Source organism: Paraburkholderia fungorum (genome assembly GCF_003610895.1).
GTDB lineage: Bacteria > Pseudomonadota > Gammaproteobacteria > Burkholderiales > Burkholderiaceae > Paraburkholderia > Paraburkholderia fungorum_B.
Genome location: NZ_MCAS01000011.1, coordinates 22,539 through 35,312, shown reverse-complemented (window position 1 = coordinate 35,312; position 12,774 = coordinate 22,539). Strand labels below are relative to the sequence as shown.

The window sequence follows — 12,774 nt, the reverse complement described above, 5'->3', positions numbered from 1 at the left end:
GGTTTTTCCCTGTTCTGGCTTTTGGCTTTTGGCTTTTGGCTTTTGGCCTTTGCTTGAATTGTTAGTGGTCTATTAGTGTTGCCCCTGTGCGGGGCGGCACTTACTTTCTTTGCCGCCGCAAAGAAAGATAAGCAAAGAAAGCGGCTCACCCCGCCAGCCCATAAGCGGGTCCCCCCGCACAGCTACGGTAGTGGTGCATCTGGAATCTGTGTTCTCGCACATTCGGCGTGAGTGACACAGCAGTCATTCCTCCCGACTCGCACTGCGTGCTCGTCGGAAGGGTCTGCTGGCAGACCTCTACCCGTTCAAGGTTTGAAGGCTGTCGTACGTTTTTTGGGCGCTTCGCGCCCTTCTTCTCTTTTGCTTTACGCCGTCGGCGGATGTTGTTGTCCTACCCTCGGTCAGCCTTGTGCTGTCCATGCGTCCGGCAAGCTATGTGTCAGCGTCGATACGAAACGCTCGGTCTCCCGTTCGCGCGGTTGCATGAAAATGTCCCTCGATGGACCCGCCTCCACCACCACGCCGTTATTCAGGAACACCACGTCTCGCGCAATCGTCGCGGCAAGACGCAAATCATGCGTCGCCATCAACATCGTCATGCCCTCCGTCGCCAGCTGCTTGAGGACGTCCACCACCTCCGCAGCAAGGCCAGGATCAAGCGCCGAAGTCGGCTCATCACATAACAACACTTCCGGCGAAGGCGCCAACGCTCGCGCAATCGCCACGCGTTGCTGCTGGCCGCCGGACAGCGTGGCCGGCCATGCGTCCGCTTTGTGCGCGATGCCGACCTTCTCAAGCAATTCGTCCGCGCGCACGCGCGCTCTCTCCTTGTCCCACTTCAGTACGGTCAGCAAACCTTCCATCACGTTCTGCCGTACCGTCAGGTGCGGAAATAACTGGAAATTCTGAAACACCATGCCCGTGCGACGGCGAATCGTCAGCACCGTCTCGCGCGATGGTTTGTGGTCCCGGCTGAATTCGAGGCGCTGATCGCCTAGTTCAAGTGATCCGGCCTCCGGAATTTCCAGCAGATTCACACAACGCAAAAGCGTACTCTTGCCGCTGCCCGACGGGCCAATCAGCGCAGTCACGTTGCCCGGCGCAAGTTGCAGGTCCACCGAGCTCAATACGCGGTTCTCGCCGAAATACTTGTCGATTTTTTCCAGTCGAATCATCAGTTGCTCGCCTGAAAAAGTGCATGACGGCCAAACTTGCGCTCAAGCCGCACTTGCGCCGACGACAACACCGAACTGAACACGAGATAAACGAGTGCCGCCTCCGTGTACAGAATCAACGGCTCGTACGTCACCGACGCAATCCGCTGCGCCGCCTGAAACACCTCGGGCACCGTCAGCACCGCGGCAAGTGAGGTGTCCTTCACCAGCGCAATAAACGAGTTCGACAGCGGCGGCAACGCAACGCGCGCCGCCTGCGGCAAGATCGCGCGGCGCAGCGCCTGTTCACGCGTCATGCCCATCGAGTACGCCGCTTCCCACTGCCCCTTCGGAATCGACTCGATCACGCCGCGTATCACCTCCGAGTTATACGCACCGACATTCAGCGAAAAACCGATGATCGCCGCCGTCAACGGATCGAGTACGATGCCTACGTTCGGCAGTCCGTAGAAAATCACGAACAGTTGCACCAGTAGCGGCGAGCCGCGAAACAGCCAGACGTAGAAGCGCACGCACGCCACCGCCCACCGCGGCCCGAATAACCTCACCAGCGCGACGATAAACGCCACGACAATGCCAATGGCAAACGATGCCAGGGTGAGCGGCACAGTAAAGACAAGCCCCGCATACAGCAGGGGCCATAGCGACTGCGCCATCAGATGCAACCATGCCGGCATAATTCAGACTCGCACTTAGCGCTTATTGGTTTACCTGGCTTACTGGGAAACGTCTTTACCGAAGTACTTCTCCGAGATCTTCAGGTACGTGCCGTCTTTCCTCATGTCGGCGAGCGCTTTGTTGATCGCCGCCTGCAACTCCGGGCTGCCCTTGCGAATCAGCACCGCGGACTTGTCGCTGCTGTCCGTCGACGTATCGAGCGCGGCGATCTTCACCTTCGCGTCCGGCTTGTGCTTCTTGAAGTCGAGGAACGACAGCGAATCGTTGACGGTCGCGTCGACTCGGCCCGACGTCAACAGGTCGATCGATTCATTGAAGCCCTGCACCGGAATCACATCCGCGCCGTGCGCGGCCGCGATCTTGCCGAAGTTGCTGGTCAGCGTATTCGCCGATTTCTTGCCCTTCAGGTCGTCAAACGTCTTGATCGTGGTGTTGTCCGAACGCACGATCAGCGCCGCGTGCGAAGTAATGTACGGGTCCGAGAAATCGTACTTCACCTTGCGCGCGTCGGTCACCGCCACTTCATTGATCACCGCGTCGTAACGGTTCACATCGAGACCGGCGATCAGACCGTCCCATTTACCTTCGACGAATTGCGGCTTGACGCCCAGGCGTTGCGCGATTGCCGTGCCGATCTCGACGTCGAAGCCGGTCAGCTTGCCAGACTCATCGTGGTACGTGAACGGTGCGTAAGTGCCTTCGGTGCCGATCTTGAACACGCCCGCGGACTTGATCTGCGCGAGCTCATCTGCAGCGAATGCCGGGCTCAAGGTCACCGCTTGCAGCAGTGCGATCAGCAGAATGGAACGAATCGACTTCATCAGGTGGCTCCGTAAAGTTTGCTACGTCGTTTGCATGGTTTGGTGTGCGGCGTTCCGCCGGCGGTCAGGCCCGGCAGAGTGGGCGGACTGTAGCAAACGGCCTGCGTTTTTACAAAGGATCAGCTCTCCGATCAATATGCGCTTGCGTGCTAAGCGAACAGCCGGGGTATCTCATGCGACGTCGAACTCGGCTCTACAACGGATAGTACGGATGCGGCATGCATCGCACCACGGAATACGTACCGAGCGCCATCGGGGAAAACGCGGGAGGGGTATCGCCACGGCGAGCGCGTGACGTGGAAGAACAATCTGCCGGACGGCGCTGCAAGGCCGCCCGGCAGATTGCAAACAGCTTACCGTTCCACCGGATGCGGCTCCTTGCGCTTGTTGGCGACCCGGATCGCATCGAAGTAAGCGGGATTCGGCGGACGCTTCAGATAGCGCCCCGCACCCCGCACGGCCCGCAACTCGCCATCGGTCCATGCCAATGCGCCACGCGTGAGCGTGTGCATCGCCACGCCCTGCACCGTCATCCCTTCGAATACGTTGAAGTCGACCTTCTGATGATGCGTCTTCACCGAGATCGTTTTGCTTGCCGCCGGATCCCACACCACCAGGTCGGCGTCCGCGCCCACCTGCACCGCTCCCTTGCGCGGATACAGGTTGAAAATCTGCGCCGCATTGGTCGACGTGATGCGCACAAACTCATTCGGCGTAAGACGCCCCGAATTCACCCCGTGATGCCAAAGCACCGCCATACGATCTTCAACACCGCCACAGCCGTTGGGGATCTTTGTGAAGTCCTCGCGCCCCATGGCCTTCTGCGACGCGCAGAACACGCAGTGATCGGTCGCCGTGGTGTGCAGCTGCCCCGCCTGCAGACCCCGCCACAAAGCCTCGCGATGCTCCGCGGAGCGAAACGGCGGGCTCATGACATGCGCTGCCGCGCGGGTCCAGTCGGGATCGCGATACACCGCTTCGTCGATCACCAGATGGCCCGGCAGTACCTCACCGAACACCCGAAGGCCTTCGCTGCGTGCGCGCGCAATCGCGTCGACCGCGTCTTTCGAGGACACGTGGACGATATATACCGGCACACCCAGCACCTGCGCGATGCGAATCGCGCGGTTGGCGGCCTCGCCCTCCACTTCAGGCGGCCGTGACAGCGGATGCGCCTCCGGCCCCGTAAAGCCTTTCGCCAGCAACTGACGCTGCAACTGAAACACCAGCTCGCCGTTCTCCGCATGCACGGTAGGCAACGCGCCGAGTTCGAGCGAACGCGAGAAGCTGTTCACCAGCACTTCGTCATCGGCCATGATTGCGTTCTTGTAGGCCATGAAGTGCTTGAAACTCGACACGCCATGTTCGTGCACCAGCGTGCCCATGTCACGATAGACCGAATCGTCCCACCACGTCACCGCAACGTGAAAGCCATAGTCCGATGAAGCCTTTTCAGCCCAGCCGCGCCACTCCTTGAAGGCCTCCATCAACGGTTGCTTCGGACTCGGAATCACGAAATCGATGATGCTGGTCGTGCCGCCCGATAGACCCGCGGCCGTGCCAGTGTAGAAATCGTCGCTGGCCGTGGTGCCCATGAAAGGCAACTCCATGTGCGTGTGCGGATCGATGCCGCCGGGCATCACGTACTGCCCGCCCGCATCGACGATCGTGGCGCCGGCCGGCGCCGCCAGGTCCGCTCCGATCTGCAGGATCGTACCGCCGTCCTGCGGGTCCGCACACAACACGTCCGCACGATACGTGTTGTCCGCGTCGATAATCGTGCCGCCGCGAATCAGGGTCGTCATGTTGCCGCCTCCTTATGAACTGCTGGTTTCGGTGCTACGTACTACGTACTTCGTTCGCCGCGCGCCTCGCTCATCCGCACTCAGGCACTCGCCACGCGCGCGCTCGGTCCTTTGCTCAGCTTCATCCATGCGCTATAGACGATCGACGCCAACGCGAGTCCGACAAACCAGGCGTACGTATAAAGCGTGTTGAAAATCGCCGGAACGTTCGGGAACGATGCCGGAAACGCGGTATGTAAAAAGCCCGGCAGATTCGGCAGCACGCCGACCACGAGCGCCACCACCGCGCCGATATTCCAGCCGCCGGTGTAGCTGTACTCGCCATGCTCGTCGAACAGTTCACGCGGATCGAGCCGGGTGCCGCGAATCAGGAAGTAGTCGACCATCAGAATGCCCGCCACCGGACCGAGCAACGCCGAGTAGCCGACCAGCCACGTGAAGATGTAGCCCTGTGTGGTGGCGAGAATCTTCCACGGCATCATCACAATGGCGATGGTCGCGGTAATCATGCCGCCCACGCGATACGAAATACCCTTCGGCCACAGGCTCGAAAAGTCATAAGCCGGGCCGACGAGATTCGCCGCCAGGTTGCAACACATCGTATCGAGCGTCAGGATGATCAACGCAAGGCCGACGCCAATGCCCGTCATGCGGCTCGTCAGATCGATCGGATCCCAGATCGCCTTGCCGTAGATCACCACCGTCGCCGACGTCACCACCACGGAGATCACCGAGAGCAAGGCCATCGGCACCGGCAAACCAATCGACTGGCCGATGATCTGGTCGCGCTGCGTTTTGGCAAAGCGGGTGAAGTCGGGAATATTCAGCGCGAGCGTCGCCCAGAAACCCACCATGGCCGTGAGACCGGGCCAGAAGGTCACCCAGAACATGCCCTCCTTCTTGCCGCCCGGCACGAACTGCGACGGCGCCGACAGCATCGAGCCGAGCCCGCCCGCCTTCGAGGTGGCCCACCAGACCAGCGCGATGCACATCACGATCTTGATCGGCGCGGACCAGCTTTCGAGCCAGCGGATCGAATCGGTGCCGTGAATAATGAAGTAGATCTGCAGTGCCCAGAACACGAGAAAACAGGCCAGTTGCGCGAGCGAGATATCGAGGAACGGCAACGCCGCGCCGTGCAGCGCGTTGCCGGTCAGAATGTTCAGGAGCGTGTAGATCGCGCTGCCGCCAAGCCATGTCTGAATGCCGTACCAGCCACACGCGACGATCGCCCGCAGCATCGCCGGCAATTTCGCGCCCTGCGTGCCGAACGAGGAACGCACCAGCACCGCATACGGAATACCGTGCTTCGCACCGGCATGCCCGATCAGCAGCATCGGCACCAGTACGATCAGATTACCAAGCAGCACCGTCGCCACCGCCTGCCAAGGCGACATGCCCTCCTCCGTCAAACCGGCCGCGAGCATGTAGGACGCAATGTTCATCACCATCCCGACCCAAAGCGCAGCAAAGTGATACCACCGCCACGTTCGCTGAGCGACGCCGGTCGGCGCAAGGTCGTCGTTGTAAAGACTGCTGCCCTGCGCGCCGGCCGCAAACTGCGGATCGACGGGTTGCGCTGTCTGCTTCATCAAAAGATCTCCACTGATCGTTGAGGCCTGCGCGGCTTCTGGCGGCGCGTCAGGCCTTGGGGAAAATTACAGGTTCAGTACAAGCGCTTCGTTTTCTACAGGTAGCTCGCGTTTCAGGCCGCTTTTGCGGCATGGGCGTGTTCGGCGATCTCAGCGGCGTCCGACCTGTCGCTCTCACCAGCGCCCACCCGCGCGGGGTTGTTCGGATGCGTGGTCCAGTTCGCGTACTCGCCACTGTCCACCCGTTCCATCGTGATGCACTGTTCGACCGGGCAGACATGCATGCACAGATTGCAGCCGACACATTCGGAGTCCATCACTTCAAAATGCCGAACGCCATCTTTTTCTTTCATGATCGCCTGGTGAGCCGTGTCTTCACATGCGATATGGCAGAGGCCGCACTGGATGCACTTGTCCTGATCGATGCGCGCCTTGATGTCGTACTTGAGGTTCAGATACTTCCAGTCGGTGACGTTCGGCACCGCGCGGCCGCGGATGTCGTCGAGCGTCGCGTAGCCTTTTTCATCCATCCAGTTCGAGAGGCCATCCGCGAGATCGGAGACGATACGGAATCCATAGTGCATCGCCGCCGTGCAGACCTGCACGCTGCCCGCGCCGAGCACCATGAATTCGGCCGCGTCGCGCCACGTCGAAATGCCGCCGATGCCGGAAATCGGCAGATTCGGCGTTTCCACGTCGCGCGCAATTTCGGCCACCATATTCAGCGCAATCGGTTTGACCGCCGGGCCGCAATAGCCCCCGTGCGTGCCTTTGCCGTCGACCATCGGCAGCGGCGACATCGCGTCGAGATCCACCGCGACGATCGAGTTGATCGTGTTGATCAGCGACACGCCGTCCGCGCCGCCCTTGTAGGCCGCACGTGAACCGAGGCGGATGTCGCTGATATTCGGCGTGAGTTTGACGAGGCAGGGCAGCTTCGAGCCTTCCTTGACCCAGCGCGTGACCATCTCGATGTATTCGGGCACCTGACCGACCGCAGCCCCCATGCCGCGCTCGCTCATGCCGTGCGGACAGCCGAAATTCAACTCCACCGCGTCGGCGCCGGTGTCTTCGACGAGCGGCAAGATCCACTTCCAGTCACGCTCGTTGCACGGCACCATCAGCGAGACGATCATCGCGCGGTCGGGCCAGTCGCGTTTGACCTGGGTGATTTCCTTGAGGTTGACGTCGAGCGGACGATCGGTGATCAGTTCGATGTTGTTCAGGCCCGCGATGCGCTGGCCGTTCCATTGCACTGCGCCGTAGCGCGAGCTGACGTTCACGACGTGCGGGTCGAGGCCCAACGTCTTCCACACGACCCCGCCCCAGCCCGCTTCGAAGGCGCGGTTCACGTTATAGGCTTTGTCGGTCGGCGGCGCGGAGGCGAGCCAGAAAGGATTCGGCGACGTAATGCCGGCAATCGTACAGCGCAGATCGGCCATGTTCGGCTCCTTGGGGACTGCTGTTTTTTGTCTGGTGGCTCAAGTGAGATCAGTGACTTCAGTGACCTCGGCGACTCGAGCGATTTCAACCACTCATGCGGCTTTGACGGCGGTACGGGCAAACCGGGCGTCAATCGCCGCGGCGGCGATCTTGCCGTCCTGCACCGCTTGCACCGTCAGATCGACGCCACCCGTCGCCGCGCAATCGCCGCCTGCCCACACGTCCTGCAGCGAGGTCTGTCCGTTTGCGTCGACGGCAATGCGGCTGCCGTCCAGTGTCAACAGTTCGCGTTCAATACCGACGGGCACGAGGGTCTGCCCAATTGCCTTGAGCACCATGTCGGCTTCGACCACGAAGCGCTCGTGACTGCCGTCGCCTGACGTGCGTTCGAACTCGACGCCGGCAACCACGCCGCCTTCTCCGATCAAACGCACCGGCTTTGCGTGCGTGACGAGCGTAACGCCACTGGTTTGCGCGAAATCGCGTTCGGCCCATGTCGCGCTCATCGACTCGACGCCGCGCCGGTACACCATCGTCACCGAGGTCGCGCCGAGTTTGCGGCTTTGCACGGCTGCGTCCACTGCCGTATTGCCGCCGCCGATCACGACGACCCGGCGGCCCACCGGCACCGTGCCGAGGTCATGCGCGGTACGCACCTGTTCGATGAAATCCACTGCGTTCAACACGCCGCCCAGGTCCTCGCCTTCCATCTCCAAGGCACGCACGCCCGTGAGACCGATCGCGAGGAAGACCGCATCATGGTGCTTCCTCAGCGTGTCGAGATCCACGTCGCGTCCCAGCGCCACGCCGTGTCTGATCTCGATGCCGCCGATCGAGCACAGCCACGCCACTTCGCGTTGGGCAAAATCGTCGACCGTTTTATAGGCCGCGATGCCGTATTCGTTCAGGCCACCCGCTTTCTCGTGAGCGTCATAGACGGTCACGTTGTGGCCAGCCAATGCGAGCCGATGCGCACATGCAAGCCCTGCCGGCCCCGCGCCGACTACAGCGACATGCCGTCCTGTTTCGGCAGCACGCTTGAACAGCGCTTCGCCGCGCGCCATCGCCCAATCGGTCGCGTGCCGTTGCAGCGCGCCGATTGCCACGGGTTTCGCATCCTGATGGTTGCGCACGCAGGCCCCCTCGCACAGAATTTCAGTCGGGCAAACGCGCGCGCACATACCGCCTAGCGGATTCGCCGACAGAATGTCGACGGCCGCGCCCTTCAGATTGCCGTTGCCGATCTTGCGAATGAAACTGGGAATGTCGATCTGAGTCGGACACGCGTTCACACAGGGCGCGTCGTAACAGTAATGGCAGCGGCTCGCCGCCGCGGCTGCGGCACTCGCGTCGAGCAGCGGCGCGATATCGGAGAACTCGCACGAGAGTTGCTCGGCCGATAGGCGCTGGGGCGCAATATCGCCGGTTTGCTTGATGGCCATACACGTTCCTTCTTCGATGTGAGGACGTAGCCGATCCCGCCGGCTGCGCTGACGCGGAGCCGGGACGGCTTGTTTTATGGGCACTACGGTGAGGCCGATGAATCGACGACAACCTGCAACCGCTAAAGCGTTATGAAACCGGCTCGCACGCTCGTCCGAGCATCGCGTGCAACAGGACGTTGGCGCCCGCTTCAATCCATTCGAAGGTCGCGTCTTCGATCTCGTTGTGACTGATCCCGTCGACGCACGGCACGAACACCATCGAAGTCGGCGCGACTTGCGACAAATAGCAGGCATCGTGTCCCGCACCGGACACCATGTTGCGATGCGGATAGCCGAAGCGTTCGGCCGCGGCGCGCACGGACTTCACGCAGGCTTCGTCGAACGCGACCGGCGCGTAGTAAAAGATCTGCTCGAGTTCTGTTTCCAGGCCGATCGCGCTCGTGATATCCGCCACGCCCTGCCGCAGCGCGGCGTCCATCTTTGCCAGCACGGCATCGTCCGGATGACGGAAATCGACCGTGAAGAACACGCGGCCCGGAATCACATTGCGCGAGTTCGGATAGACCTGCATCATGCCGACCGTCGCGCAGCCGAACGGTGCGTTGTCGAGGCCAATGCGGTTGACCAGATCGACCACGCGCGCGGCGCCGAGCAACGCATCGCGACGGCGCGGCATCGGCGTCGGACCCGCATGCGCCTCCTGCCCGGTCAGCGTGATTTCGTACCAGCGCTGACCTTGCGCATCGGTCACCACACCAATGGTTTTATGCTCGGCTTCGAGAATCGGCCCTTGCTCGATATGTAGTTCGAACGCGGCATGCAGGGGGCGGCCACCGCAAGGAAGATCGCCGGCATAGCCAATCCGTTTGAGCTCCTCGCCAATGGTCTTGCCGTCCACGTCCTTGCGCGAAAGGCCATAGTCCAGCGTAAAGACACCCGCGAACACCCCCGAGGCGACCATGGCGGGCGCGAAACGCGAGCCCTCTTCGTTGGTCCAGATCACCACTTCGACCGGATGTTCGGTCTCGATTCCGTGATCGTTCAGACTGCGAATCACTTCGAGTCCGCCCAGTACGCCATAGATACCGTCGAAGCGGCCACCGGTCGGCTGCGAGTCAGCGTGCGAGCCGGTCATGACCGGCAATGCCGCGGGATTGCGTCCGGCACGGCGCATGAACACATTGCCCATCTGATCGACACTGACCGTGCAACCTGCTTCTTTCGCCCAACTGGCGATCAGGTCGCGCCCCTCCTTGTCGAGGTCGGTCAGCGCCAGCCGGCAGACGCCGCCTTTGGGTGTCGCGCCGATCTTCGCCATCGTCATCAGGCTCTCCCACAACCGCTTGCCGTCGACCTTGATCGACGTAGTGGGCTCTGCGCTCTTCAGCGCTTCAGATACCGCGTTCATTCGTCTCGCTCCTTTCGGTGAACCGACATGAAACTGGTGCACGGGCGGCGGGTTTTGGGGCGTGGCCGCACGGCGGCGGTGCACCTTCGATGCTTTCGATTGCCTCTTGCCCAGAGGGCAAACCCTAAGGCATCACCCGCTCTCTCAATCCTGTCCAGTTGGACAGGTTGTAGACGATTAAGCCCGCCAAATCAACACCTTTCGTACGGCAGGAAACATAGCGAGAAGCGTGCCATTGCAGTGCAGCACGCGTGATCGGCCAGCATCGAATGCGTGTGTCCATCCGCGCTCAAACGACTAGAATGAAGCGCGACGCGGCACACATGCCGATGAAGGCCAACATGAGAGACGACAACGTGGCTGCCGACATCACGGAAAACAACGAGACACAGGACGAAACGCGCGCACCTTTGCGGCGGCGCAAGGCGCACATTCGCGAGTCGAATGAAGCGCATTTGCTGGCCTGCGCCGAAGCGGTTTTCGCGGAACGAGGACTCGACGGCACCAGTACGGCGATGATCGCGGAACGCGCAGGCTTACCGAAAGCTAACTTGCATTACTACTTCCCAACGAAACTCGCGCTGTACCGGCGTGTGCTGGAAGACCTGTTCGAAGACTGGCATCGCGCGGCGGACACGTTCGAATGCAGCGACGATCCGGTCGAAGCGATCGGCGGATACGTGCGCGCGAAAATGGAATTGTCGCGCCGCCGGCCGTTAGGCTCGAAGGTGTGGGCGAGCGAGATCATTCACGGCGCGGAGCATATGGAGGACATTCTCACGGGCCGCGTGAAGCCGTGGCTGGACAGTCGCGTGAAGGTCATCGACAACTGGATCGCACGCGGGCTGCTAGCGCCGGTGAATGCGCAAACGCTGATGTACATGATCTGGGCGACCACCCAGCATTACGCCGATTTCGACGCGCAGATTCGCGCGCTTAGGGGCAAACGCGCGTTGACGCAGAAGGCGTTCGAGACGACAACCGAGGAGGTCGTGCAGTTGGTGATTCGGGCGTGTGGAGCGGTGTCGCCGGCGCAGGCGGAAGATGGCGCAGATCCGTCCAGATAAAACACCCCGGCTGCGTCGTTGAAAAGCAGCCGGGCTTGTACGCTCTTGTTTGATGTCTCGCTCGATGCGTGGCAGCTCAATACGTCTCCAGATGCAGCCGCCCTTCCCGCTTCAGCTTCATCCACAGCGCGTCCCAATCGAGTTGATGCTGTTCGCCGATTTCCTTGAGCGCCTGTAACACGCCGTCTTCCATCCCCTTCAATCCGCACACGTAGATATGCGTGTTGTCGTCCTTGAGCATGTGTGCGACGTCGACCGCGCGCTCGCGCATCGCATCCTGCACGTAGCGTTTGGGTTGGCCCGGTGTGCGCGAAAACGCCAGATTCGTATCGATGAAATCCTTCGGCAGATTCGTTAGCGGCCCGAAGTACGGCAGCTCTTCTTTCGTGCGTGCGCCGAAGAACAGCATCAGCTTGCCCGTCGCGCCTTTCAGACGGCGCCGCCTGCGATATTCGGTCATCGCGCGCATCGGCGCGGAGCCAGTGCCCGTGCAAATCATCAGCAGATGCGAGTTCGGGTGATTCGGCATCAGGAAGGTGCCGCCGAACGGCCCGATCACGCTCACCACGTCGCCCTTCTTCAGGTCGCACAGGTAGTTCGAGCAGACGCCGTCGAGCGCGTCGCCGTGCTGCTGGGAAACACGTTTCACGGTGAGAGAAACGTTGTTGTAGCCAGGTCGTTCGCCGTCGCGCGGGCTGGCAATCGAGTATTGCCGCGCGTGGTGCGTGCGGCCATCGGCGCTCGTGCCCGGCGGCAGGATACCGATCGACTGGCCTTCCAGCACGGGAAACGGCATCGACCCGAAATCGAGCACGATGTGATGGATATCGCTATCGGTCGAGCCGTCGGTCAGCCGGTAGTTGCCGACCACCGTTGCGGTAGTCGGCGCCTTGTGGGTATAGAGATTCACGTAGGGCTTCGCGGCGGACCACGGCGGCACGACCGACCCGCGCGCCGTGTCCACTTCGATACCGCTCGCAGCCACCGGTGCATCGCCCGACGATCCTGCCTCGCTCTCCTCCGGCGCCGGCACGGCCATCGTGTTCTGCTCCGGCAACACGTCCCATTTGAACTGCTCGTCGATGGGATACGCATCGGCTTTCAGCACGGTGCGCCAGTTGTCGATCGCGCCGGTCGGACATGGCGGCACACACGCCATGCAACCGTTGCAAACGTCCGCCTTGACCACATAATTGTTCTCGTCGTGCGTGATCGCATCGACCGGGCAAGTCTCTTCGCAGGTGTTGCAGCGAATGCAGATTTCCGGATCGATCAGATGCTGCCTGAGAACTTCGATCGATACTGGGCCGTTCATGACTTCCTCCAACCTGGATTCGCGC

The 12,774-nt window shown here is 61.5% G+C and carries 10 protein-coding genes; 1 reads left to right on the top strand and 9 read right to left on the bottom strand.

What is annotated here, in order from left to right; all coding sequences use genetic code 11:
- Positions 1-401 precede the first annotated feature (401 nt).
- The 8 genes from BCY88_RS12165 to BCY88_RS12130 all read right to left on the bottom strand — a co-directional run bounded on the left by BCY88_RS12165 (position 402) and on the right by BCY88_RS12130 (position 10,367).
- On the bottom strand, positions 402-1,175 hold the full coding sequence (locus tag BCY88_RS12165) for an amino acid ABC transporter ATP-binding protein (RefSeq protein ID WP_120344493.1): 774 nt from the start codon (positions 1,173-1,175) through the stop codon (positions 402-404).
- The gene (locus tag BCY88_RS12160) at positions 1,175-1,852 is read right to left on the bottom strand and encodes an amino acid ABC transporter permease (RefSeq protein WP_120344492.1); all 678 of its coding nucleotides are present in this window, start codon (positions 1,850-1,852) and stop codon (positions 1,175-1,177) included. Before BCY88_RS12160 ends, BCY88_RS12165 begins: the two co-directional genes overlap by 1 nt.
- 39 nt (positions 1,853-1,891) lie before the next feature.
- A complete protein-coding gene (locus BCY88_RS12155) occupies positions 1,892-2,674 on the bottom strand; it encodes an amino acid ABC transporter substrate-binding protein (protein ID WP_120344491.1) in 783 nt (260 codons plus the stop codon).
- 353 nt (positions 2,675-3,027) lie between these two features.
- Complete coding sequence (gene hydA, locus BCY88_RS12150; RefSeq protein ID WP_120344490.1) at positions 3,028-4,479, bottom strand: dihydropyrimidinase; 1,452 nt, start codon at positions 4,477-4,479, stop codon at positions 3,028-3,030.
- A gap of 80 nt (positions 4,480-4,559) precedes the next feature.
- The gene (locus BCY88_RS12145) at positions 4,560-6,071 is read right to left on the bottom strand and encodes an NCS1 family nucleobase:cation symporter-1 (protein WP_120344489.1); all 1,512 of its coding nucleotides are present in this window, start codon (positions 6,069-6,071) and stop codon (positions 4,560-4,562) included.
- A gap of 113 nt (positions 6,072-6,184) precedes the next feature.
- Positions 6,185-7,513, bottom strand: coding sequence for an NAD-dependent dihydropyrimidine dehydrogenase subunit PreA (gene preA / locus BCY88_RS12140; RefSeq protein WP_120344488.1), 1,329 nt, complete (start codon positions 7,511-7,513; stop codon positions 6,185-6,187).
- 93 nt (positions 7,514-7,606) lie between these two features.
- The gene (locus tag BCY88_RS12135) at positions 7,607-8,956 is read right to left on the bottom strand and encodes an NAD(P)-dependent oxidoreductase (protein ID WP_120344487.1); all 1,350 of its coding nucleotides are present in this window, start codon (positions 8,954-8,956) and stop codon (positions 7,607-7,609) included.
- 130 nt (positions 8,957-9,086) lie between these two features.
- Positions 9,087-10,367, bottom strand: coding sequence for a Zn-dependent hydrolase (locus BCY88_RS12130; protein ID WP_120344486.1), 1,281 nt, complete (start codon positions 10,365-10,367; stop codon positions 9,087-9,089).
- Positions 10,368-10,669: 302 nt separating this feature from the next.
- On the opposite strand from BCY88_RS12130, the gene BCY88_RS12125 reads away from it, so the two are divergent.
- Positions 10,670-11,434, top strand: coding sequence for a TetR/AcrR family transcriptional regulator (locus BCY88_RS12125; RefSeq protein WP_183081345.1), 765 nt, complete (start codon positions 10,670-10,672; stop codon positions 11,432-11,434).
- 76 nt (positions 11,435-11,510) lie between these two features.
- On the opposite strand, the gene boxA is transcribed toward BCY88_RS12125, so the two are convergent.
- Positions 11,511-12,749 (bottom strand): benzoyl-CoA 2,3-epoxidase subunit BoxA, encoded by a 1,239-nt coding sequence (boxA, locus tag BCY88_RS12120; RefSeq protein ID WP_120344485.1) that lies wholly within the window; start codon positions 12,747-12,749, stop codon positions 11,511-11,513.
- Positions 12,750-12,774 lie beyond the last annotated feature (25 nt).

What these genes read in the sequence shown, in the direction of transcription:
- BCY88_RS12165 (WP_120344493.1), bottom strand. Translation starts at nt 1,175, where the DNA reads ATGATTCGACTGGAAAAAATCGACAAGTATTTCGGCGAGAACCGCGTA.
- BCY88_RS12160 (WP_120344492.1), bottom strand. Translation starts at nt 1,852, where the DNA reads ATGCCGGCATGGTTGCATCTGATGGCGCAGTCGCTATGGCCCCTGCTG.
- BCY88_RS12155 (WP_120344491.1), bottom strand. Translation starts at nt 2,674, where the DNA reads ATGAAGTCGATTCGTTCCATTCTGCTGATCGCACTGCTGCAAGCGGTG.
- hydA (WP_120344490.1), bottom strand. Translation starts at nt 4,479, where the DNA reads ATGACGACCCTGATTCGCGGCGGCACGATTATCGACGCGGACAACACG.
- BCY88_RS12145 (WP_120344489.1), bottom strand. Translation starts at nt 6,071, where the DNA reads ATGAAGCAGACAGCGCAACCCGTCGATCCGCAGTTTGCGGCCGGCGCG.
- preA (WP_120344488.1), bottom strand. Translation starts at nt 7,513, where the DNA reads ATGGCCGATCTGCGCTGTACGATTGCCGGCATTACGTCGCCGAATCCT.
- BCY88_RS12135 (WP_120344487.1), bottom strand. Translation starts at nt 8,956, where the DNA reads ATGGCCATCAAGCAAACCGGCGATATTGCGCCCCAGCGCCTATCGGCC.
- BCY88_RS12130 (WP_120344486.1), bottom strand. Translation starts at nt 10,367, where the DNA reads ATGAACGCGGTATCTGAAGCGCTGAAGAGCGCAGAGCCCACTACGTCG.
- BCY88_RS12125 (WP_183081345.1), top strand. Translation starts at nt 10,670, where the DNA reads ATGAAGCGCGACGCGGCACACATGCCGATGAAGGCCAACATGAGAGAC.
- boxA (WP_120344485.1), bottom strand. Translation starts at nt 12,749, where the DNA reads ATGAACGGCCCAGTATCGATCGAAGTTCTCAGGCAGCATCTGATCGAT.